Raw genomic sequence first — 20,884 nt, 5'->3', positions numbered from 1 at the left:
TTCTACATTGTTCGACCCGGGTTGCGGCTGGCGGACGATCTCGTTATAAGTCTCGGCACTTTTAGTGACAAGCCGTTGTACGCCGACCATGAGCCAAACCGAACCGCTAGACCAAGATCCCGTGTTCCAGCTGAAGGGCAGCATGCTCGCCATTACGGTGCTGGAACTGGCCCGCAACGACCTGAAGAGCCTTGACCGGCAACTGGCGGCGAAAGTCGCCCAGGCCCCGAACTTCTTCAGCAATGCCCCCCTGGTGCTGGCCCTGGACAAGCTGCCGGCTGGCGAAGGCTCAGTGGATCTGCCAGGCCTGATGCGCATTTGCCGCCAGCACGGTCTGCGCACCCTGGCGATCCGCGCCAGCCGCATCGAAGACATCGCCGCCGCAATCGCCGTGGACATTCCCGTGCTGCCGCCGTCCGGCGCCCGGGAACGCGTGCTGGAACTGAGCCCGGCCGAAGCGAAGAAAGCCCCGGAAAAACCACCGGAGCCCACCATCAAGCCAACGCGGGTCATCACCTCGCCAGTGCGCGGCGGGCAGCAGATTTATGCCCAGGGTGGCGATCTGGTCATCGTGTCGTCGGTCAGCCCGGGGGCGGAACTTCTGGCCGATGGCAACATCCATGTATACGGCCCGATGCGCGGTCGAGCACTGGCCGGCGTCAAGGGTGATACCAAAGCCAGGATCTTCTGTCAGCAATTGAGCGCTGAGCTGGTTTCCATCGCCGGGCAGTACAAGGTCTCCGAGGATTTGCGTCGCGACCCGTTGTGGGGCGCCGGCGTTCAGATCAGCCTGTCGGGCGACGTGTTGAACATCATTCGGCTTTAACGGATACTGCCGCATTTTCCAAGCATCTCTAAAACGAGCGAAAACGGCTTAAACGACGTAGGAAAAAGGATCTGGCAGTGTTTACCGGAGGTAGACCCCGCCCGACAGCCGATTCCAGCCAAGCCTGTCCAATTGCAACGGTTTTCCAGAGATGTTTTTCAGGGGCTGACAAAGTCCCTTTTTCCTTAGGGGTGAAACACCTTGGCCAAGATTCTCGTGGTTACATCCGGCAAGGGTGGTGTGGGTAAGACCACCACCAGCGCCGCTATCGGTACCGGCCTCGCTCTGCGCGGCCACAAGACAGTCATCGTCGACTTCGACGTCGGCTTGCGCAACCTGGACCTGATCATGGGTTGCGAGCGCCGCGTGGTCTACGACTTCGTCAACGTGGTCAACGGCGAAGCGAACCTGCAACAGGCCCTGATCAAGGACAAGCGCCTTGAAAACCTCTACGTGCTGGCCGCCAGCCAGACCCGCGACAAAGACGCGCTGACCCAGGAAGGCGTGGAAAAGGTCCTGATGCAACTCAAGGAAGACTTCGAGTTCGTGGTCTGCGACTCCCCGGCCGGTATCGAGAAAGGTGCCCACCTGGCCATGTACTTCGCCGACGAAGCGATTGTCGTGACCAACCCGGAAGTGTCGTCGGTCCGTGACTCCGACCGCATGCTGGGCCTGCTGGCGAGCAAATCCCGCCGCGCCGAGAAGGGCGAAGAGCCGATCAAGGAACACCTGCTGCTGACCCGCTACAACCCACAACGGGTCAGCGACGGCGAAATGCTCGGCGTCGAAGACGTCAAGGAAATCCTCGCGGTCACCCTGCTGGGGGTCATTCCGGAATCCCAAGCGGTACTCAAGGCTTCCAACTCCGGCGTGCCGGTGATTCTCGACGACCAGAGCGATGCCGGCCAGGCATACAGCGATGCCGTCGATCGCCTGTTGGGCAAGACCGTGGAGCATCGTTTCCTCGATGTAACGAAGAAAGGTTTCTTCGAGCGCCTGTTTGGAGGTAGGTAATGAACCTTTTTGACTTCTTTCGTGCCAACAAAAAGCCCAGTACCGCCTCGGTCGCGAAAGAGCGTCTACAGATCATCGTGGCGCACGAACGCGGCCAACGCAGCACCCCTGACTACCTGCCAGCCTTGCAGAAGGAACTGGTGGAAGTGATCCGCAAATACGTCAACATCGGTAGCGATGACGTGCATGTGGCGCTGGAAAGCCAGGGCAGCTGCTCGATCCTGGAACTCAATATCACCCTGCCGGATCGCTGATCGCCCCGGCGGGAGCCACGGCGGCTCGGGTCCCCACAGCCCTTTTGTGGGAGCGGGCTTGCTCGCGAAGACGGTGGCACATTCAGTATCAATGTGCCTGAAACACCGCTTTCGCGAGCAAGCCCGCTCCCCCAAGGGTCGGGGCCCAGCCGCCGTTGGCGTTTGTAACGAGACTGTTTTCAATGCCCCTGTCCAACATCCGCATCATTCATCAGGACGCCGCTGTCCTGGTGGTCGACAAGCCGACCCTGTTGCTTTCCGTGCCCGGCCGGGCCGACGACAACAAAGATTGCCTGATCACCCGCTTGCAGGAAAACGGCTATCCGGAAGCGCGAATCGTGCACCGACTGGACTGGGAAACCTCCGGCATCATCCTCTTGGCCCGTGACCCGGACACCCATCGCGAACTGTCCCGGCAATTTCATGATCGCGAAACCGAAAAAGCCTACACGGCGTTGTGCTGGGGCCAACCGGAGCTGGACAGTGGCAGCATCGACCTGCCCTTGCGCTACGACCCGCCAACCAAACCCCGGCACGTGGTGGACCATGAACAAGGCAAACACGCCCTGACCTTCTGGCGCGTACTGGAACGTTGCGGCGACTGGTGCCGGGTCGAGCTGACACCGATCACTGGGCGCTCGCACCAATTGCGCGTACACATGCTGTCCATCGGTCACCCGCTGCTGGGCGACGGGCTCTACGCCCATCCGCAGGCCCTCGCCGCCTGGCCACGCCTGTGCCTGCACGCCAGCATGCTGAGCTTCACCCATCCGCAAAGCGGCGAGCGTCTGCGCTTCGAGTGCCCGGCACCGTTCTAGATCCGTGAAAAATGGTTTCATCCGATAAAGGCTTGGCATGCAGGTTATTGATTTTCAGGAAACACCCGTCAAAAAAGTCCGCCACCAATTGCTCTACCTGATCTACGGCGACAAGGACGCTTATCGCCACGAAGCCAAGTTCAGCATCCTCACCGCCCTGGCCCACGGCAATCCAGCGACCCTGCCCAGCATCAGGATCCTGACCGACCGGCCTGAGGATTATCGCGGCTGGCCGGTCGAAACCCTCGCACTGAGCCCGCAGTTGCTGGCCGAGTGGCAAGGCAACAACGGTTACATTCACCGTCGCAAGGCCTGTGCCATCGCGGCCGGCCTGACGCTGGCGGAAAAGACCCTGTTCGTCGACACCGACACGCTGTTCCTGTCCGATCCCGACCTGCTGTTCAAGCAAATCCAGCCAGGGCAGTACCTGATGGACAGCTTCGAATACCACTGGAGCTACGTCTGTAAGCGCGTGGATTACCTCAAGCTGGGCACGCACCTGCGCGCCCACGGCATTACCTCGGACAACAGTTTCAAGCTCTACAACAGCGGGTTATGCGGTGTGACGGACAAAGACGGCGCGCTGCTGGCCCAGGCCGTCGGGCTGATCGATGAATGGACCGAAGGTGGCTTCGACATCCACACCATCGAACAGATCGCGATTTCATTCGCCTTGCGCAACCAGACCATTAACGAAACCAACAAGCACGTTTATCACTACTTCGCCGAGAAGCGCTTCTTCCACACCATGCAAGCGCACTTCTTTGCCCAGCACGGCGAGGCGTTCAACACGCAGTTGGTGGAGCGTTGCCATGACGTTCCGCGCACCCGGCCTTTCCCGTCTGCCTGGCGGCGGCTGAAGATCAAATGGCAGTTGCGCAATCATAGCGGCCCCTTGCACAGGATCGGTCGCGACCTGCTGTATGGCAGCGCGGCACCGGAGCATCCTTACTACAACCTCTGCCGGCACCATTGGTGGGATTCGGCATCGCGGGAGATCCTTCGCCTGGACCCGAAGCGCCAGCAACAGTGGTTCGGCCAACTGGAGCACTGGCCGCGGCACCTGCCAGAACCGTCCAAGGCACAAGACAAGTCCCTGATCATGGCGCACTTGCGCAAGCGGATCACGGCCTCGGGCTGATCGATGGCGGGGCCCGCGGAACACCCCCCGACGGGGGATTGGGCCTGCAACGCAGGCTGTCGATGGGGTAAACTCCCGCCCATCGCTGTCTGGAGTGACTTATGCGCGCAGAGTTGAACCAAGGCCTGATCGACTTCCTCAAGGCCTCCCCTACCCCGTTCCATGCCACCGCCAGCCTGGCCAAGCGCCTGGAGGCGGCCGGCTATCAGCGTCTTGACGAACGCGAGACCTGGGCCACCGAGGCCAACGGTCGCTACTACGTCACGCGCAACGACTCCTCGATCATCGCCTTCAAGCTCGGCCGCAACTCACCGCTGCACGACGGCATTCGCCTGGTCGGCGCCCACACCGACAGCCCTTGCCTGCGGGTCAAGCCACAGCCGGAGCTGCAACGCCACGGGTTCTGGCAGTTGGGCGTGGAAGTCTATGGCGGCGCGCTGCTGGCGCCGTGGTTCGACCGCGACCTGTCCCTGGCCGGGCGCGTGACCTTCCGCCGCGATGGCAAGGTCGAAAGCCAGTTGATCGACTTCAAGGCGCCGATCGCCACGATTCCGAACCTGGCCATCCACCTCAATCGCGAAGCCAACCAGGGCTGGGCCATCAACCCGCAGAACGAACTGCCGCCGATCCTCGCCCAGTTCGCCGGTGACGAGCGCGTCGACTTCCGTGCCGTGCTCACCGATCAACTGGCCCGCGAACACGGCCTGAATGCCGACGTGGTGCTCGATTACGAGTTGAGTTTCTACGACACCCAAAGCGCCGCGGTCATTGGCCTGCACGGCGACTTCATTGCTGGCGCGCGCCTGGACAACCTGCTGTCGTGCTACGCCGGCCTGCAAGCCTTGCTGAACGCCGACACCGAAGAAACGTGCGTACTGGTGTGCAACGATCACGAAGAGGTTGGCTCGTGCTCGGCCTGTGGCGCCGACGGCCCGATGCTGGAACAAACCCTGCGTCGCCTGCTGCCTGAAGGTGAAGAGTTCGTTCGCACCATTCAGAAATCCCTGCTGGTGTCGGCGGACAACGCCCACGGCGTGCATCCCAACTATGCCGACAAGCACGACGCCAACCACGGCCCCAAGCTCAACGCCGGTCCGGTGATCAAGGTCAACAGTAACCAGCGCTACGCCACCAACAGCGAAACCGCCGGGTTCTTCCGTCACCTGTGCATGGCCGAAGAAGTGCCGGTGCAGAGCTTCGTGGTACGCAGCGACATGGGCTGCGGCTCGACCATCGGCCCGATCACCGCCAGCCAGCTGGGCGTGCGCACCGTGGACATCGGTTTGCCGACCTTCGCCATGCATTCGATCCGCGAACTGTGCGGCAGCCATGACCTGGCGCATCTGGTGAAGGTGCTGAGCGCGTTCTACGCCTCTCGCGAGTTGCCATAACCGCCCCGAAGGCATGATGAACCCTGTGGGAGCAAGGCTTGCCCGCGATGAAGGTGATGCGACTTTTCCAGAAATCGAGTCGCCTTCATCGCGAGCAAGCTTTGCTCCCACACAGTGTTCTCCTCAGGATCGCGGGCGATGTGACACACATCATCACAACCCGGCAAAACCCCGACTAGACTGGCCTTATCCCCCCTGACAAGGCCGTCTCCATGGTTTCCATGTCTTCGTTCAACAGCATGCTGGTCCCCATCATCGCCGGCATGATCCTGCTGGCCATCGGCTTCAACTTCCGTGACAAGAACGTCGGGGTCTTTGCCATGTGGATCGGCATGTTGCTGATCCTCGCCACGGTGTTATTCAGGATCCTGGCCAAGCTCAACGAGTCAGCCTGAGTTCACCTCAAGCGGGCGGTTGCTCGGGCACATCCACCCCGACATGGATCGCGTCGTGTCGCCAGAACTCCAGGTCGCAGTCGATCAGCCGCTGGTGCTGGTCATAGTTGACCCGTGCGATGCGAAGCCCGGGGCTGCCCACCGAAACCCTCAACGCCGCTGCCGCTTCCGGCTGTAAAGAGGTGGGCACGATTTCGAACTTCACCCGGCCGTAGTGCAGGTCGTAATGACGGGCGTACAACTCGGTGATGGACTGGTTGAGATCGAACTCGAGGATGTCCGGAAAATACTGCGGGTTCAGGTAGTGTTCGACGTACAGCACCAGGCGCTCGTCGATACGGCGCACGCGGCAGATCTGGATCACGCTGGACAGCGCCGGCAGTTGTAACCAGGCACACACGGCCGCCGAAGCCGGTTGCAGGCGCGCCGAGATCACTTGGGTAGAAGGCACACGCCCCTGGGCCGCAACCATGGCGTGGAAATGGCTACGCTGCATCAGGTTGTAGGCCAGGCGCGGCGGCGAGACGAACCAGCCCCGGCGCTCCTCCCGATAAATCTGCCCCTGGGCTTCGAGCTGCAACAACGCCTCGCGCACGGTAATCCGCGTGGTCCCGAACAATTCACTGAGCTTGCGCTCGGCCGGCAACTTGCTGCCCGGCGCCAGCAACCCGTGGTCGAGTTGCTCTTGCAGGACCTGTCCGATGGCTGTCACCGCTTTGGTTGCATCGATGCGCATCAACGTTACCTATCTGGACTAGGCCAGCACTGTTTCGGGGCAGGATCGACGGTTCATCGATCCACTTCTGGGTCCAGCAAGCCTAGGCACTGCACATGACTGGCAGATGACAGAGCCGCCGAACGGTCGTTGTGCCAGCGTGCAAATTAACGGCCAAGTCCTTTCATATCAGCTGTTTAACCATGGTCTACGCTTAATTCGCAGCCAACCTCCACGAGCCGGGTATTTCCTGGAGCCTCCAACACCGACATCAAAATGTCACAGGGCTCGCCTACATTGGCTCAGGTATTGCTGACCTAGACCAACACAACCGCAATCGCAGCGTTGAAAACGCCCATAGGAGCTTCGGATGAAACAGCTTTTCCTGGCATCACTGTTAGGCTCGACCATTGCCATGTGCACCGCCGCCATGGCCGCTGACACCGATCTGAAAACGTTGGAAGCCGCTGCGAAAGCGGAAGGCGCCGTCAACAGTGTCGGCATGCCCGATGACTGGGCAAACTGGAAAGGCACCTGGGACGACCTGGCCAAGGTCTACGGCTTGAAACATATCGACACCGACATGAGCTCGGCCCAGGAAATCGCCAAGTTCGCCGCCGAAAAAGACAACGCCAGTGCCGACATCGGCGACGTCGGGGCGGCGTTCGGCCCGATCGCGGTCAAGCAGGGCGTGGTCCAGCCCTACAAGCCAAGCACCTGGGAACAAGTGCCCGCCTGGGCCAAGGACAAAGACGGCAACTGGGCATTGGCCTACACCGGCACCATCGCCTTCATCGTCAACAAGAAGCTGCTGCACGGTTCCGAAGTGCCGACCAAATGGGCTGACCTGAAGACCGGCAAATACAAAGTCTCCATCGGTGACGTGAGCACCGCGGCCCAGGCCGCCAACGGCGTGCTGGCGGCGGCCCTGGCCAACGGCGGCGACGAGAAGAACGTTCAGCCGGCCCTGTTGATGTTTGCCGAAATCGCCAAGCAAGGGCGCCTGTCCATGGCCAACCCGACCATCGCCACGATGGAAAAAGGTGAAGTCGAAGTCGGTGTGGTCTGGGATTTCAACGGCCTGAGCTACAAGGCCAAGATGGCCAACCCGGATGACTACGTCGTGCTGATTCCGTCCGACGGCTCGGTCATCTCCGGCTACACCACCATCATCAACAAATACGCCAAGCACCCGAACGCCGCCAAGCTGGCCCGCGAGTACATCTTCAGCGACGCCGGCCAGATCAACCTGGCCAAAGGCAACGCCCGTCCGATCCGCGCCGAGCACCTGAAACTGCCGGAAGAGGTCCAGGCCAAACTGCTGCCGAACGAGCAGTACAAAGGCGTGACCCCGATCAAGGATGCGGATGCGTGGGAGAAGACTTCCAAGGCACTGCCGCAGGCGTGGAATGAACAAGTCATCGTCGAGATGAAGTGAGGCGGTAGTCAGACCCGCTCGGATATCCACTGGCAATCCAATTGTGGGAGCAGGCCCTTGTGGGAGCAAAGCTTGCTCGCGATAAACGATGACACGGTCTCACAGTTGCACCGTGTCGCCAGCATCGCGAGCAAGCTTTGCTCCCACAGGCCTGCTCCCACACTGGACCGAGATGAGTCCGAGTTTTCTGGTGTCCATCCGGAGTCCTGGTATCCATGAAGCACAACGTCATCCTGGTGGTGCTCGACGGTCTCAACCATGAGGTCGCCCGGCATGCCATGGGGCATTTGCAGGCTTACGTCGGCGCAGGACGCGCGGCCCTCTACAAACTGGAATGTGAGTTGCCCGCCCTGTCCCGCCCACTCTACGAATGCATCCTCACCGGCGTCGTGCCCATCGACAGCGGGATCGTGCACAACAACGTCACGCGCCTGTCGAACCAGCGCAGCATTTTCCACTACGCCACCCAGGCCGGCCTGAGCACAGCGGCTGCGGCGTACCACTGGGTCAGCGAGCTCTACAACGCTTCGCCCTTCGTGGCCGGTCGCGACCGTCACACCGACAATCCCGACCTGCCGATTCAATACGGGCATTTCTACTGGAACGACCACTACCCCGATTCCCACCTGTTCGCCGACGCCGAACACCTGCGCCAACGCTACTTGCCGAACTTCCTGCTGGTGCACCCGATGAATATCGACGACGCCGGCCACAAGCACGGCCTCGATACCCCGCAATACCGCAACAGTGCCCGCTCGGCCGACATCAACCTGGCGGTCTACCTGCAAGCCTGGCTCGACGCCGGTTACCAGGTGCTGGTGACCTCCGACCACGGCATGAACAACGACCGCTCCCACAACGGCCTGCTGGCCGAAGAACGGGAAGTGCCGCTGTTCGTCCTGGGTGACAGCTTCAGTTTCGATCCCGCTGCCGCACCGAGGCAGACCGAGCTGTGCGGCACGATTTGCCAATTGCTCGGCGTCGACCACGACAAACCCTATTGCCAGGAGTTACTCAAGTGAACGCCATGACGCGCGGCAAATGGCTGGCAGCGTTGTGCCTGGTGCCCTTCGCGATTTTCTTCATCGTGTTCCAGATCGCCCCGCTGCTCTGGGTGCTGGTCAACAGCCTGGAATCGGAAGAGTTCGGCTGGGGCCTGGCCAACTTCAGCAAAATTTTCAGTTCCAAGTTCTACCTGCAAGCCATCCAGCACAGCCTGGAGATCAGCTTCTGGTCCAGTGTGTTCGGCATCGTCATCGCCGTGCTCGGCAGCTACTCATTGCGCCGTGTGGATTCGCGGCTGCGCAACTTCGTCAATGCCTTCGCCAACATGACCAGCAACTTCGCCGGCGTGCCCCTGGCCTTCGCCTTCATCATTTTGCTGGGGTTCAACGGCAGCATCACGATCATGCTCAAGCAAGCGGGGATCATCGAGGATTTCAACCTGTATTCGAAAACCGGGCTGATCATTCTCTACACCTACTTCCAGATTCCCCTCGGCGTGCTGCTGCTCTACCCGGCCTTCGACGCCCTGCGCGAAGACTGGCGCGAATCCGCCGAGTTGCTCGGCGCCAGCGGCTGGCAGTTCTGGCGGCACATCGGCTTGCCGGTGCTGACCCCGGCACTGCTGGGCACCTTCGTGATCCTGCTGGCCAACGCCCTCGGCGCCTATGCCACGGTCTACGCGCTGACCACCGGTAACTTCAACGTGCTGCCGATCCGAATCGCCGCCATGGTCTCCGGCGACATTTCCCTCGACCCGAACCTGGCCAGTGCCCTGGCCGTGGTGCTGGTGGCGTTGATGACCGTGGTGACCATCGTCCATCAGTTGCTGCTCAAGAGGAGCTACCATGTCTCGCGCTGAACCGAGCTCCGTCGGGCTCTATCATCGGGCGGTGGTGTACCTGCTGTTCGCCATCCTGCTGCTGCCCCTGGCCGGCACGCTGGTCTACTCCATCGCCAGCAGTTGGTCGGCCACCGTGCTACCCAGCGGCTTCACCTTCAAATGGTATGTGCAGTTGTGGAGCGATCCGCGCTTTCTCCACGCCTTCGGTCAATCGTTGCTGGTCTGTGTCGGTGCGCTGGTGCTCTCGGTGGTGTTGATCCTGCCGCTGCTGTTCGTGGTGCACTACCACTTCCCCAAACTCGACGCACTGATGAACATCCTCATCCTCCTGCCGTTCGCGGTGCCGCCCGTGGTGTCGTCGGTGGGGCTGTTGCAACTCTATGGCTCCGGGCCGCTGGCGATGGTCGGTACGCCGTGGATCCTGATCGGTTGCTACTTCACCGTCGCCCTGCCGTTCATGTACCGGGCGATCACCAACAACCTGCAAGCCATCAACCTGCGCGACCTGATGGACGCCGCCCAACTGCTTGGCGCCAGCACCTTCCAGGCCGCGTTCCTGGTGGTGCTGCCGAACTTGCGCAAAGGCCTGATGGTGGCGCTGCTGCTGTCCTTCTCGTTCCTGTTCGGCGAATTCGTGTTTGCCAACATCCTCGTCGGCACCCGCTATGAAACCCTGCAGGTCTACCTGAACAACATGCGCAACAGCAGCGGCCACTTCACCAGTGCGCTGGTGATCTCCTATTTCTTCTTCGTACTGGTCCTGACCTGGGCGGCCAATATCTTGAACAAGGACAAAAGCCAATGAGCTACGTCAGCGTCCAACACCTGCAAAAAAGCTATGCCGGCACCCCGGTGTTCAGCGACATCAACTGCGAGATCGCCAAGGGCGAATTCGTCACCCTGCTCGGCCCTTCCGGTTGCGGCAAGTCCACGCTGTTGCGCTGCATTGCCGGCCTGACCGCAGTGGATGCCGGCCAGATCATCCTCGACGGACAGGACATCGTCCCGCTGAGTCCTCAGAAACGCGGCATCGGCATGGTCTTCCAGAGCTACGCCTTGTTCCCGAACATGACCGTGGAGCAAAACGTCGCCTTCGGCCTGCGCATGCAAAAGGTCGACGCCTCGGACAGTCGCCAGCGCGTGCTGGAGATCCTGCGCCTGGTGGAGCTGCACGATTTTGCCGCCCGCTATCCCCATCAACTCTCCGGCGGCCAATGCCAGCGTGTCGCCCTCGCCCGCTCCCTGGTCACGCGGCCGCGCCTGTTGTTGCTGGACGAGCCGCTGTCAGCCCTGGATGCGCGGATTCGCAAGCACTTGCGTGAACAGATCCGACAGATCCAGCGTGAACTGGGCCTGACCACGATCTTCGTCACACACGACCAGGAAGAAGCCCTGACCATGTCTGACCGGATTTTCCTGATGAACCAGGGAAAGATCGTACAAAGCGGCGATGCCGAAACCCTTTACACTGCGCCAGTCGATGTCTTTGCCGCCGGCTTCATCGGCAACTACAACCTGCTGGACGCCGACAGCGCGAGCAAACTGCTGCAGCGACCGGTGAACGGTCGCATCGCCATCCGCCCGGAGGCCATCGAGCTGAGCCGCAGTGGCCAGGCCGATGCGCTGATCCGCAGCCACAGCCTGCTGGGCAACGTCATCCGCTACCGGGTCGAGGCCCGTGGCGTGGAATTGGTGGTGGATGTGCTCAACCGCTCGGCCGCCGATTTGCACCCCGATGGCGCACGATTGGCACTTTCCATCGATCCATCGGCGCTGTGTGAGGTAGCCTGATGGCTTTGTTGATTTTGAAAAGGGAAACACGCTGATGGCCCTGGCAATTTTTGATCTGGACGAAACCCTGATCCACGGCGACTGCGCCACCCTCTGGAGCGAACAGATGGGTCGCCTGGGCTGGGTCGATCCCGAGTCGTTCATGCGGCGCAACAACGAACTGATGGACGCCTACAGCCACGGCAAGCTGAGCATGGAAGAGTACATGGACTTCAGCCTGGAACCGATGATCGGCCGCACACCGGAAGAAATCGAGCACCTGGTGGCGCCGTGGGTGGAAGACTTCATCGAACCGATCATCTTCAGCGACGCCACCAAGACCATCGCCGAACACCGCAAGGCCGGCGACCGGATCCTGGTGATCTCGGCCTCCGGCACACATCTGGTCAAGCCGATTGCCGAACGCCTGGGTATCGATGAGATCCTGGCGATCGAGCTTGAAGTGGCCCATGGCGTGTACAGCGGCAAGACCGTGGGCACCCTGACCTACCGCGAAGGCAAGATCGCGCGGTTGCTGGACTGGCTGGATGCCGAGGAGGAGAACCTGGAAGGCGCGAGTTTCTATTCCGACTCGCGCAACGACCTGCCGTTGTTGCTCAAGGTCGATCACCCGCACGTGGTGAACCCGGACCCGGTGTTGAAGGCCCATGCCGAATCGGCCGGGTGGCCAATCCATAGCTGGAAGTAAGCAGCCCGGTGTGGGAGCGAGTTTGCTCGCGATAGCGGTGGATCAGCAGACATTGATTTAGCTGACATACCGCAATCGCGAGCAAGCTCAGCTCCCACGGGCTCAGTGCCCACAAGTTCAGCCCCTAGCCCAGCAGCAGCCACAGGCTCCAGCCGAGCAACAACAATCCGCAGAGACGACTGAGCCAGAGTCCCTGCGGCAGGTTTTTCTCCAGCAGGATGAAGACACCGATCACTGCCACCCAGAGCAGATTCATCACGCCGACCACGAACAGCAGGCCCATCAGGGCCCAGCAGCAGCCCAGGCAGTAAGCGCCATGGGCCAGGCCCATGCGCCAGCCGCCGAGCACGTCGGGGCGCCAGTAGCCGAGAAGAAAATGCAGCGGCCCGCGACAATGCTCAAGGCAGACCGCCTTGCTTGGCAGCCACTGATAGACGCCTGCGACCAGCAGCAGGCCAGCGCCCAGGGCGGTACTGCTGCTGCGCATCCCCGGACTGAGCAGGGCAAGCCGCTCTAGCGCCCATTGCAGCGCCGTGGCGCCCAGGGCGAAGCCGGCCCAGACCAGGCCATAGGCGCTGCAAAACAGCAGCAGGGCCAGGTGTCGCTGCGGTGCCGGCATGCGCTTGCGCAGCATCTGCTGGTAGATCAGCAGCATGGGCACGGCGCTGGGCAGCATCATGCCGATCATCATCACCACCCACATGACGAACATCAGCAGCGCATCGCTCAGACTCCAGGGCATGACCATACCGGCCATTGCCGCATCGGCCATGCCCCCCGGGGCACTCATATCGCGGGCCATGCGCAGCAGCATCAGCCAGGCCAGGACGGTCAGCGCGAGCAGGCAGAGCAGGAACAGCAACTGCTCGCCTGTCAGTCGCTTGCTCGGCGTCACCGCCCGAGGCCCTGCCATTACGGCTCTATGCCATGGCCGGTGAAGTGCACGTGGGCGAGATGGCTATGACTGCCCTGGGATTGTAGCTTGAGGGCTGAATGCGTCTGGTAGCTGCCGCTGGCGACTTCGGCCTCAAGGAACTCGAAGCCGTTGGGCAGGGACAGGCGGACTCGATGAGGTGAGCCGTCGATCGGGCTACGGATCGGCTCGCCGCTGGCCTGCAGCACGCCTGGAATGTCCAGGTGCGCCAAGCGCTGATCGACATCGATGGATAGGGTGATGGGCACGAACAGCGGTTCGAACGCTTCACTCATGGTGCTGCTGAACACCTGAAACACGTTGGCCCCGGGATCGCTCTCCAAGCCAGAGAGGATGGTCAGCAGGGCCTGGCGTTGCGCCTCGTCGGCGCGTTCATCGATGAACACCTGACAACTGCCGTTGCCCTCATGAATGGCACCCGGCCAAGCGAAGGTGGCCGCCCAGCACAAGCCGCCCAGCGCCACCTGATTGAAATACCCGTGCTCCACTCGCATCGACGCCACCGCCTGGCAGTGGCCCCGGGTCGGTGGCGCATCGAATTGACAAGGGCAGCCCCAATTACAGTTGCAGGCTACGAATTCGACGCCCTGCATGCGCCATTCGGCGATGGCCATGATCAACCTCTTCACCTGGCGGGTGAAATGAAAGCTGCGGTTATCCCCATCCCTCCTTAATTAACGCTAGCAGGGGGCGCGCATCGGGTACGGGCTGCCGACCAAAGGTCCGCTTGCCCGTGGTCGCCGGTCAACGGTGCAAGCCACTGTCAATTAGGATGAAGGTGCCCGTCATGTCGGTGCAAGCATGCAAATGCTCCTGCACATAAAGACACCTGTGGGAGCGAGCTTGCTCGCGATGACGGTCGCACACTCAACAACTTTGTTGACTGTCACACCGCTATCGCGAGCAAGCTCGCTCCCACAAGTCTGCGCAAAATCAGCTCAGGCTCTCATCGATCAGCAACACCAACTTGCCCGACACCTGATTGGTCGCCAGCTCCGCGAACGCCGCTTCGGCGTCCTTGATCGCGAAGGTCCGGGCCAACTGCGGGCTCAGGCGCTTGTCGGCAAACAGCGGCCACACCTGTTGTCCCAGCTCACTGATCAGGTCAGCCTTGAACTGATCGTCACGGCTGCGCAGGGTCGAGCCCAACAGTTGGATACGCTTGCCCAGCACCTGGGCCAGATCGAGCTCGGTCGAGCGCCCGCCCATCAGGCCGATCAACACCCAACGGCCGTCAACTGACAAAAGTTTCACGTTGAGCTTGGCGTAGCTGCCACCCACCGGATCGAGGATCACGTCGAAGGGACCGAGGTCGTTCAAACCCTCCAGGCCATCGGTGCGTACCACGCCGCCCTGGGCGCCCAAGGCCTCGCAATAAGACAGCCGTTCGGTCGAACCGACACTGACCCAGCACGGGTTGCCGAACGCCTTGCACAGCTGGATCGCAGCCGAACCGACGCCGCTTGCCCCGGCGTGCAGCAGCACTTTCTCGCCCGGCTTGAGCGCCGCCAGCTGGAACAGATTCAGCCACGCGGTGCTGTAGACCTCAGGCAGAGCGGCCGCTTCAGCCAAGGACAAGCCTTCGGGCACCGGCAGCACATGGCGGCCATCGACCACCACTTCCTCGGCCATTCCACCGCCGGCCAGCAGCGCACAAACCCGGTCGCCCACCTGCCAGGACGAGCCCGGCCCGACCTCGCTGATCACCCCGGAACACTCCAGCCCCAATATCTGGCTGGCACCGGGTGGCGGCGGGTAAAGCCCGGCTTTTTGCAACAAATCGGCCCGATTCAGGCCGGCGGCCGCCACACGGATGCGAACTTGCCCCACATCACACGTCGGGCTCGGCTCATCTGCCCATACCACTTGGCCTTCAACGCCTTGCAATGCTTTCACGGTGCCTCCATAGTGAGTCTCGACTGGGCCCGCTGCTTCAACGCCGGGCTTTCTTGCATTATGCGCCCGGGCCACATGGAACCGGCGACTTCAAAGACGGCCTAATATGCGTTATCAATTGTCCCTGCGTCGAATCAGCATGAAGCACCTGTTCCCCAGCACCGCCCTCGCGCTCGTCATTGGCCTCGGCCTGTTACCGTTGTCGAACGATACGTTCGCGGCCAACAGCTGGGACAAGCTTCAGCCCGATCGCGACGAAGTGATTGCCAGCCTTAATGTCGTCGAATTGCTCAAGCGCCATCACTACAGCAAGCCGCCGCTCGATGACGCGCGCTCGGTCATCATCTATGACAGCTATTTGAAGCTGCTCGATCCGTCCCGCAGTTATTTCCTGGCCAGCGACATCGCCGAATTCGACAAGTGGAAAACCCAGTTCGACGATTTCCTCAAGAGCGGCGACCTGAACGCCGGGTTCACCATCTACAAGCGCTACCTGGACCGCGTGAAGGCGCGTCTGGACTACGCCCTTGCCGAGCTGAACAAGGGCGTCGACAAAATCGATTTCAATACCAAGGAAACCTTGCAGGTCGACCGCAAGGACGCCCCTTGGCTCAAAAGCACAGCCGAACTCGATGACCTGTGGCGCAAGCGCGTCAAGGACGAAGTGCTGCGCATGAAGATCGCCGGCAAGGATCCCAAGCAGATCCAGGAAACCCTGACCAAGCGCTACAAGAACCAATTGGCGCGCCTGGACCAGACCCGCGCCGAGGACATTTTCCAGGCGTACATCAACACCTTTGCCATGTCCTACGACCCGCACACCAACTATCTGTCGCCGGATAACGCGGAAAACTTCGACATCAACATGAGCCTGTCCCTGGAAGGCATCGGTGCCGTGCTGCAAAGCGACAACGACCAGGTGAAGATCGTGCGCCTGGTCCCGGCGGGGCCCGCAGACAAAACCAAACAGGTCAGCCCGGCGGACAAGATCATCGGTGTCGCCCAAGGCAACAAGGAAATGGTCGACGTGGTCGGCTGGCGCCTCGACGAAGTGGTCAAGCTGATCCGCGGCCCGAAAGGCTCGGTGGTGCGCCTGGAAGTCATCCCGGCCAGCAACGCGCCGAACGACCAGACCAGCAAAATCGTGGCCATCACCCGTGAAGCGGTGAAACTGGAAGAACAGGCGGCGAAGAAATCGGTCCTCAACCTCAAGCAGGACGGCAAGGACTACAAGCTCGGCATCATTGAGATCCCGGCTTTCTACCTGGACTTCAAGGCCTTCCGCGCTGGGGATCCGGACTACAAGAGCACCACTCGTGACGTCAAGAAGCTGCTGACCGAACTGCAGAAGGAAAAGGTCGACGGCGTGGTCATCGACTTGCGCAACAACGGCGGCGGCTCCCTGCAGGAAGCCACCGAGCTGACCAGCCTGTTCATCGACAAGGGCCCGACCGTGCTCGTGCGTAACGCCGATGGCCGAGTGGATGTGCTGGAAGACGAAAACCCGGGCGCGTTCTACAAGGGGCCGATGGCCTTGCTGGTCAACCGCTTGTCGGCATCGGCCTCGGAAATTTTCGCCGGCGCAATGCAGGACTATCACCGGGCACTGATCATCGGCGGCCAGACCTTCGGCAAAGGCACCGTGCAGACCATCCAGCCGCTCAACCACGGCGAGCTGAAGCTGACCCTGGCGAAGTTCTACCGGGTGTCCGGCCAGAGCACCCAGCACCAGGGCGTACTGCCTGACATCGATTACCCGTCGATCATCGACACCAAGGAAATCGGTGAAAGCGCCCTGCCCGAAGCCATGCCGTGGGACACCATCCGGCCGGCGATCAAACCGGCCGTGGACCCGTTCAAGCCGTTCCTGGCCCAACTCAAGTCCGACCACGACGCGCGCTCGGCCCAGGATGCGGAGTTCGTGTTCATCCGCGACAAACTGGCCCTGGCGCAGAAGTTGATGATGGAGAAAACCGTCACCCTCAACGAAACCGACCGTCGTGCGCAGCATGCCGACATCGAGGCCAAGCAACTGGCCATGGAAAACCTGCGTCGCAAGGCCAAGGGCGAAGAACCCCTCAAAGAGCTGAAGAAAGAAGACGAAGACCTGATCACCGAGCCGGAGAAAACCAAGCCGGAAGACGATGCCTACCTGAGCGAGACCGGGCGGATCCTGCTGGATTACCTGAAACTCAATACGGCGATCGCCAAGCACTAAGATGATGGCCATTTAATGGTGATGCTCGTCGGAGTGTCATCAAACTGACATCAGTCTGTCGTGAAATACAGGACTGGGTGCCCCGCACCCGGTCCTTTTTTTATCGCCAGAGATTGCCATGACCACGACAGAGCAGCTGAGTGCCTTGAGTTCGATCCTGGCTCAAAGCGGTTTGCACAGTCTGTTCCAACCGATCATCTGCCTTTCCGAACGGCGCATCGTGGGCTATGAAGCCTTGACCCGCGGCCCTTCCAACAGCCCACTGCACTCGCCCATCGCGCTGCTCTCCGTGGCGCGCCAGGCCGGACGCCTCAGCGAGCTGGAGCTGGCCTGCCGCCGCAGCGCCTGCCAACGCTTCAACGAGCAAAAACTACCGGGCAAGCTATTTCTCAACGTCTCGCCCGAGTCCCTGCTGGAATCCGCGCACCAGACGGGGCGCACCCTGCAATTGCTGCAAGACTTCGGCATCGCACCCAGCCAGGTGGTGATCGAACTGACCGAACAGACCCCTATCGATGACTTCCAGCTCCTGCAAACCGCCCTGCATCACTACCGGGCCATGGGTTTCTCGATTGCCCTGGACGACCTCGGTGCCGGTTATTCGAGCCTGCGATTGTGGTCAGAATTGCGACCCGACTATGTGAAGATCGACCGGCATTTCATCGACGGCATCCATCAGGACGCCCTCAAGCGCGAGTTCGTGGGCTCGATCCTGAAAATCGCCCGGGCTTCCCGCGCCCAGGTGATTGCCGAGGGAATCGAACTGTCGGAAGAACTGGCGGTGCTGATCGAAATGGGTGTCGACCTGGTCCAGGGGTATCTGCTGGCCCGCCCCCAGGAACAACCGTCACGCGATGCCAGGGCGCTGATGCCCAGGCAGGACAGCGGCGTGGCGGCGCTGAGCGATGAGATCAACGACCTCAGTGCGCTGCTCAACGAACAACCGGCGATGGCCCACAACACACCGACCGCCACCGTGCTGGAAGCGTTTCGGCGCCAGGCCAACCTCAACTCCCTGGCGGTACTGGACAATCAGAACCAGCCCTGCGGCATCGTCCATCGCCATTCACTCTCCGACGCCTTGCTCAAACCCTTCGCCACCGACCTGTTCGCCCGCAAGCCCATCAGCCGACTGATGAGCGATGACTTTCTCGCAGTGGAGTTGAACCAATCGCTGCAACAAGTCAGCCGCCTGATCACCAGCCGCGCCCGACAACGCATCGAAGAAGACTTCATCATCACCCTCAACGGCAGCTACCTGGGCCTGGGCCGGGTGATCGACGTGCTCAAGCTCATCACCGAACTGAAAATTCAACAGGCCCGCTACGCCAACCCACTGACCCTGCTGCCGGGCAACGTCCCGATCCAGCAATGCCTCACGCGCCTGCTGCAACAACGGCAGGAATCGGTGATCTGTTACGTGGACATCGACAGTTTCAAACCCTTCAACGACATCTACGGCTACGGCCGCGGCGACGAAGTCCTGCTGTGCCTGGCCCAATGCCTGAACGAACGCATCGACCCCAGCCGCGACTTCGTCGGCCACATCGGCGGCGACGACTTCCTGCTGGTCCTCGGCCCGGAAGACTGGCGCAAACGCCTGGACCAATTGCTGAGCGACTTCCAGACCCATTGCCGACGCTTCTACCGGCCTGAACATCTGGAGGCGGGGTGCTTTACCGCCCTGAATCGGCAAGGGGTTCGCCAGGAGTTCGCGTTGTTGTCACTGTCGATTGGGGTGGTGCATCTGCGCGCCGAGGCCTGCGAGAAACTGGATGCCAGCCAGCTGGCGGAACTGGCTTCCCAGGCCAAGCACCACGCCAAGGAGATTTTGGGGGGGAGTGTGTATTTAGTAGATGGTTTGGCTGAGCGGGAGGCTGTGGTGGAGGTGGGGTTGTCGGTGTGAGCGGATTCTCCATTCACCACGGCCCGAACGCCCTGGCGCCCCCCCTGTGGCGAGGGAGCTTGCTCCCGCTGGGCTGCGTAGCAGCCCCCTTCTGAACAACGCCTCGGTGTGTCTGGTTGATCGAGCTGGCTGTTTTGGGGCCGCTTCGCAGCCCAGCGGGAGCAAGCTCCCTCGCCACAAAAGCGGTTTGGTGGTGGTTGATTAAGCAGTAGCAAACTCAATTACTTGCCTCTGGCCTAACCCCCATCAAAGAGTACCTACACGTAGTCCCAAGTAGATCTGTCTTCAGCTTCAGCTTTGCGGAGGTCGTCTGCCCATACTTCAGTTGCGAATTTATATATATCTTCAAAGAAAATTCTAGGATTGTTCATCGTATCCCATCCGTTAGGGAGCGATGAACAGGTCTGAGAGTCATGTTCCAATAGGGCCTGAAAATCATAACTACTATCTCGCAGGGCATCTCCTAAGCTTTTGTAAAGGAGGAATTTTTGTCTGTACGTAATTTTCCAGCGCTTTGTTAGCGAGTAATTTAAAATTAACACCTCTCGATCTACGGGGTTATTGGGGTCAAATTTCTCAAGCTCTTCACCTAGAGTTTCCTCTCGGTCGTATATATCGAAACAACCTAAAAAATATGCAGGTGTTGGTACGTAAGGCTGCCCAGTGCTAGGATCAATCAATTTTATGCCTCCTATTTAATTGGATACAGTGTAAATGGGGTTTCAGTATCTCGATCAAACTTCATTTCTATACGATTCATCTTTACCAGCTTTGGATCATTTGGATCCCTAGAGTTTGGAATATATCCCTCTCCCGCCCCCGGAAAGTCTGCCCGTAGATATTTGCTTCCGCTTTTATCCGTTAGCAATACATGACCGCTATTTTTCTTTGAAATTGCTAACTCATAAGCTTTTAACTGTAATTCCCAACTGTAAAACCTCGAACTTGGATTCCCTTTCCTATGTGAAGGGGTCCTCCCAGTAACGGGGTCTGTACCATCAATTGCTCGCTGCTTCCACACTTGATCTGGGACCGCAGGGCTATGCTTACCAACCATGTGCATGCCTTGTTCCCTGTCTAAACGCCTGACCTCTTTTTCAGCCAACTCAGCAGCGGTTGGCTTTGGCAACCGCGGCTCACCCTCATCTACCTGGACCTTGCCCGCCGGATCCTGCCCCCCAACCGCCAGCCGACACCCACCCTGCCCCGGACAATCCACCAACCCCAACGGATCCACCCACCCCGTCGGGTTCACCGTGTAGCGATACCCATTGAGCCCACCCGCCAACTTGCTCGGATCAGGCGTCAAATAGCGGCCGGTCTCGGGATTGTAGTAGCGGTGCCGGTTGTAGTGCAGGCCGCTTTCCGGGTCGAAGTATTGGCCCTGGAAGCGCAGCGGTTGTTCCAGTTGTTCGCCGCTGCCGTGGGTGAGTTCGGTGAGTTTGCCGTAGCCGTTGTAGCGCGCCGACCAGACGATCTGGCCGGCGGGGTTGGTCAGTTCCTGGGGCGTGCCCAGGTGGTCGAGGTGGTAGTAGAACGGGCGGGCGTCGGGGCCTTCGCCGTCGAGCAGGGCCAGTGGGCGGAAGGTGCCCGGTTCGTAGACGTAGCTGCGG

21 protein-coding genes are annotated in these 20,884 nt (G+C 60.7%); 15 read left to right on the top strand and 6 right to left on the bottom strand.

Annotation, left to right across the window (positions count from 1 at the left end; translation table 11 throughout):
* The first annotated feature begins 88 nt into the window (after nt 1-88).
* The 7 genes from minC (at nt 89) to IB266_RS14425 (ending at nt 5,839) form a co-directional block, all read left to right on the top strand.
* Entirely contained in the window at nt 89-826 is a 738-nt protein-coding gene (gene minC, locus IB266_RS14455; protein ID WP_192261590.1) for a septum site-determining protein MinC, read from the top strand.
* A gap of 201 nt (nt 827-1,027) precedes the next feature.
* Nucleotides 1,028-1,840 carry a septum site-determining protein MinD gene (gene minD / locus IB266_RS14450; RefSeq protein WP_003179114.1) on the top strand — a complete coding sequence of 271 codons (813 nt, stop codon included), beginning with the start codon at nt 1,028-1,030 and terminating at the stop codon, nt 1,838-1,840.
* Nucleotides 1,840-2,094: a cell division topological specificity factor MinE gene (gene minE, locus IB266_RS14445; RefSeq protein WP_003179111.1), complete on the top strand. Its 255-nt coding sequence runs from the start codon at nt 1,840-1,842 to the stop codon at nt 2,092-2,094. The genes minD and minE overlap by 1 nt, the downstream gene beginning before the upstream one ends.
* Before the next feature lie 182 nt (nt 2,095-2,276).
* Complete coding sequence (locus IB266_RS14440) at nt 2,277-2,912, top strand: RluA family pseudouridine synthase (protein ID WP_018612476.1); 636 nt, start codon at nt 2,277-2,279, stop codon at nt 2,910-2,912.
* 37 nt (nt 2,913-2,949) lie between these two features.
* Nucleotides 2,950-4,053 (top strand): hypothetical protein, encoded by a 1,104-nt coding sequence (locus tag IB266_RS14435; protein ID WP_192261589.1) that lies wholly within the window; start codon nt 2,950-2,952, stop codon nt 4,051-4,053.
* A 101-nt stretch (nt 4,054-4,154) separates the two neighbouring features.
* Nucleotides 4,155-5,444: a M18 family aminopeptidase gene (locus IB266_RS14430; protein WP_014339686.1), complete on the top strand. Its 1,290-nt coding sequence runs from the start codon at nt 4,155-4,157 to the stop codon at nt 5,442-5,444.
* A 212-nt stretch (nt 5,445-5,656) separates the two neighbouring features.
* Nucleotides 5,657-5,839 (top strand): hypothetical protein, encoded by a 183-nt coding sequence (locus IB266_RS14425; RefSeq protein ID WP_060741113.1) that lies wholly within the window; start codon nt 5,657-5,659, stop codon nt 5,837-5,839.
* A gap of 7 nt (nt 5,840-5,846) precedes the next feature.
* On the opposite strand, the gene IB266_RS14420 is transcribed toward IB266_RS14425, so the two are convergent.
* Nucleotides 5,847-6,575, bottom strand: a complete 729-nt coding sequence (locus tag IB266_RS14420) for a UTRA domain-containing protein (protein WP_060741112.1) — start codon at nt 6,573-6,575, stop codon at nt 5,847-5,849.
* A 349-nt stretch (nt 6,576-6,924) separates the two neighbouring features.
* Here IB266_RS14420 and IB266_RS14415 point away from each other — a divergent pair, with 349 nt between their 5' ends.
* The 6 genes from IB266_RS14415 (at nt 6,925) to IB266_RS14390 (ending at nt 12,317) form a co-directional block, all read left to right on the top strand.
* Nucleotides 6,925-7,992, top strand: coding sequence for an extracellular solute-binding protein (locus tag IB266_RS14415; RefSeq protein WP_192261588.1), 1,068 nt, complete (start codon nt 6,925-6,927; stop codon nt 7,990-7,992).
* A gap of 215 nt (nt 7,993-8,207) precedes the next feature.
* Nucleotides 8,208-9,014, top strand: coding sequence for an alkaline phosphatase family protein (locus IB266_RS14410; RefSeq protein ID WP_192261587.1), 807 nt, complete (start codon nt 8,208-8,210; stop codon nt 9,012-9,014).
* 5 nt (nt 9,015-9,019) lie between these two features.
* Entirely contained in the window at nt 9,020-9,856 is an 837-nt protein-coding gene (locus IB266_RS14405; RefSeq protein WP_161951765.1) for an ABC transporter permease, read from the top strand.
* Nucleotides 9,843-10,643 carry an ABC transporter permease gene (locus IB266_RS14400; protein WP_192261586.1) on the top strand — a complete coding sequence of 267 codons (801 nt, stop codon included), beginning with the start codon at nt 9,843-9,845 and terminating at the stop codon, nt 10,641-10,643. Before IB266_RS14405 ends, IB266_RS14400 begins: the two co-directional genes overlap by 14 nt.
* Nucleotides 10,640-11,629 carry an ABC transporter ATP-binding protein gene (locus IB266_RS14395; RefSeq protein WP_060741107.1) on the top strand — a complete coding sequence of 330 codons (990 nt, stop codon included), beginning with the start codon at nt 10,640-10,642 and terminating at the stop codon, nt 11,627-11,629. Before IB266_RS14400 ends, IB266_RS14395 begins: the two co-directional genes overlap by 4 nt.
* 34 nt (nt 11,630-11,663) lie before the next feature.
* Entirely contained in the window at nt 11,664-12,317 is a 654-nt protein-coding gene (locus IB266_RS14390; RefSeq protein WP_060741106.1) for an HAD family hydrolase, read from the top strand.
* 124 nt (nt 12,318-12,441) lie between these two features.
* On the opposite strand, the gene IB266_RS14385 is transcribed toward IB266_RS14390, so the two are convergent.
* From IB266_RS14385 to IB266_RS14375, 3 genes are all read right to left on the bottom strand, one after another.
* The gene (locus IB266_RS14385; protein WP_192261585.1) at nt 12,442-13,230 is read right to left on the bottom strand and encodes a DUF2182 domain-containing protein; all 789 of its coding nucleotides are present in this window, start codon (nt 13,228-13,230) and stop codon (nt 12,442-12,444) included.
* Nucleotides 13,230-13,865, bottom strand: coding sequence for a DUF1326 domain-containing protein (locus tag IB266_RS14380; protein WP_060741104.1), 636 nt, complete (start codon nt 13,863-13,865; stop codon nt 13,230-13,232). The genes IB266_RS14385 and IB266_RS14380 overlap by 1 nt, the downstream gene beginning before the upstream one ends.
* Before the next feature lie 319 nt (nt 13,866-14,184).
* Nucleotides 14,185-15,147, bottom strand: coding sequence for a zinc-binding dehydrogenase (locus IB266_RS14375; protein ID WP_192261584.1), 963 nt, complete (start codon nt 15,145-15,147; stop codon nt 14,185-14,187).
* Nucleotides 15,148-15,286: 139 nt separating this feature from the next.
* Here IB266_RS14375 and IB266_RS14370 point away from each other — a divergent pair, with 139 nt between their 5' ends.
* Nucleotides 15,287-17,365: a carboxy terminal-processing peptidase gene (locus IB266_RS14370; protein ID WP_177431744.1), complete on the top strand. Its 2,079-nt coding sequence runs from the start codon at nt 15,287-15,289 to the stop codon at nt 17,363-17,365.
* Nucleotides 17,366-17,483: 118 nt separating this feature from the next.
* On the top strand, nt 17,484-19,271 hold the full coding sequence (locus tag IB266_RS14365) for a bifunctional diguanylate cyclase/phosphodiesterase (RefSeq protein WP_192261583.1): 1,788 nt from the start codon (nt 17,484-17,486) through the stop codon (nt 19,269-19,271).
* 257 nt (nt 19,272-19,528) lie between these two features.
* Here IB266_RS14365 and IB266_RS14360 read toward each other — a convergent pair whose 3' ends face one another.
* Together IB266_RS14360 and IB266_RS14355 are read right to left on the bottom strand one after the other, a co-directional pair.
* Nucleotides 19,529-19,951, bottom strand: coding sequence for a hypothetical protein (locus IB266_RS14360; protein ID WP_192261582.1), 423 nt, complete (start codon nt 19,949-19,951; stop codon nt 19,529-19,531).
* 11 nt (nt 19,952-19,962) lie between these two features.
* The coding region (locus tag IB266_RS14355; protein ID WP_192261581.1) for an RHS repeat domain-containing protein at nt 19,963-20,884 on the bottom strand (922 nt) is incomplete at its 5' end.

Origin of the sequence: Pseudomonas sp. Pdm06 (assembly GCF_014851795.1) — a bacterium.
In the GTDB taxonomy this organism is placed as follows: domain Bacteria; phylum Pseudomonadota; class Gammaproteobacteria; order Pseudomonadales; family Pseudomonadaceae; genus Aquipseudomonas; species Aquipseudomonas fluorescens_AA.
Note: the sequence above shows the minus strand (reverse complement) of the source record. Positions and strands in the feature narration are given on the sequence as shown.

What these genes read in the sequence shown, in the direction of transcription:
- IB266_RS14405 (WP_161951765.1), top strand. Translation starts at nt 9,020, where the DNA reads ATGACGCGCGGCAAATGGCTGGCAGCGTTGTGCCTGGTGCCCTTCGCG.
- IB266_RS14390 (WP_060741106.1), top strand. Translation starts at nt 11,664, where the DNA reads ATGGCCCTGGCAATTTTTGATCTGGACGAAACCCTGATCCACGGCGAC.
- minC (WP_192261590.1), top strand. Translation starts at nt 89, where the DNA reads ATGAGCCAAACCGAACCGCTAGACCAAGATCCCGTGTTCCAGCTGAAG.
- IB266_RS14430 (WP_014339686.1), top strand. Translation starts at nt 4,155, where the DNA reads ATGCGCGCAGAGTTGAACCAAGGCCTGATCGACTTCCTCAAGGCCTCC.
- IB266_RS14440 (WP_018612476.1), top strand. Translation starts at nt 2,277, where the DNA reads ATGCCCCTGTCCAACATCCGCATCATTCATCAGGACGCCGCTGTCCTG.
- minE (WP_003179111.1), top strand. Translation starts at nt 1,840, where the DNA reads ATGAACCTTTTTGACTTCTTTCGTGCCAACAAAAAGCCCAGTACCGCC.
- IB266_RS14380 (WP_060741104.1), bottom strand. Translation starts at nt 13,865, where the DNA reads ATGGCCATCGCCGAATGGCGCATGCAGGGCGTCGAATTCGTAGCCTGC.
- IB266_RS14365 (WP_192261583.1), top strand. Translation starts at nt 17,484, where the DNA reads ATGACCACGACAGAGCAGCTGAGTGCCTTGAGTTCGATCCTGGCTCAA.
- IB266_RS14400 (WP_192261586.1), top strand. Translation starts at nt 9,843, where the DNA reads ATGTCTCGCGCTGAACCGAGCTCCGTCGGGCTCTATCATCGGGCGGTG.
- IB266_RS14395 (WP_060741107.1), top strand. Translation starts at nt 10,640, where the DNA reads ATGAGCTACGTCAGCGTCCAACACCTGCAAAAAAGCTATGCCGGCACC.
- IB266_RS14370 (WP_177431744.1), top strand. Translation starts at nt 15,287, where the DNA reads ATGAAGCACCTGTTCCCCAGCACCGCCCTCGCGCTCGTCATTGGCCTC.
- IB266_RS14415 (WP_192261588.1), top strand. Translation starts at nt 6,925, where the DNA reads ATGAAACAGCTTTTCCTGGCATCACTGTTAGGCTCGACCATTGCCATG.
- IB266_RS14385 (WP_192261585.1), bottom strand. Translation starts at nt 13,230, where the DNA reads ATGGCAGGGCCTCGGGCGGTGACGCCGAGCAAGCGACTGACAGGCGAG.
- IB266_RS14420 (WP_060741112.1), bottom strand. Translation starts at nt 6,575, where the DNA reads ATGCGCATCGATGCAACCAAAGCGGTGACAGCCATCGGACAGGTCCTG.
- IB266_RS14435 (WP_192261589.1), top strand. Translation starts at nt 2,950, where the DNA reads ATGCAGGTTATTGATTTTCAGGAAACACCCGTCAAAAAAGTCCGCCAC.
- IB266_RS14410 (WP_192261587.1), top strand. Translation starts at nt 8,208, where the DNA reads ATGAAGCACAACGTCATCCTGGTGGTGCTCGACGGTCTCAACCATGAG.
- IB266_RS14425 (WP_060741113.1), top strand. Translation starts at nt 5,657, where the DNA reads ATGGTTTCCATGTCTTCGTTCAACAGCATGCTGGTCCCCATCATCGCC.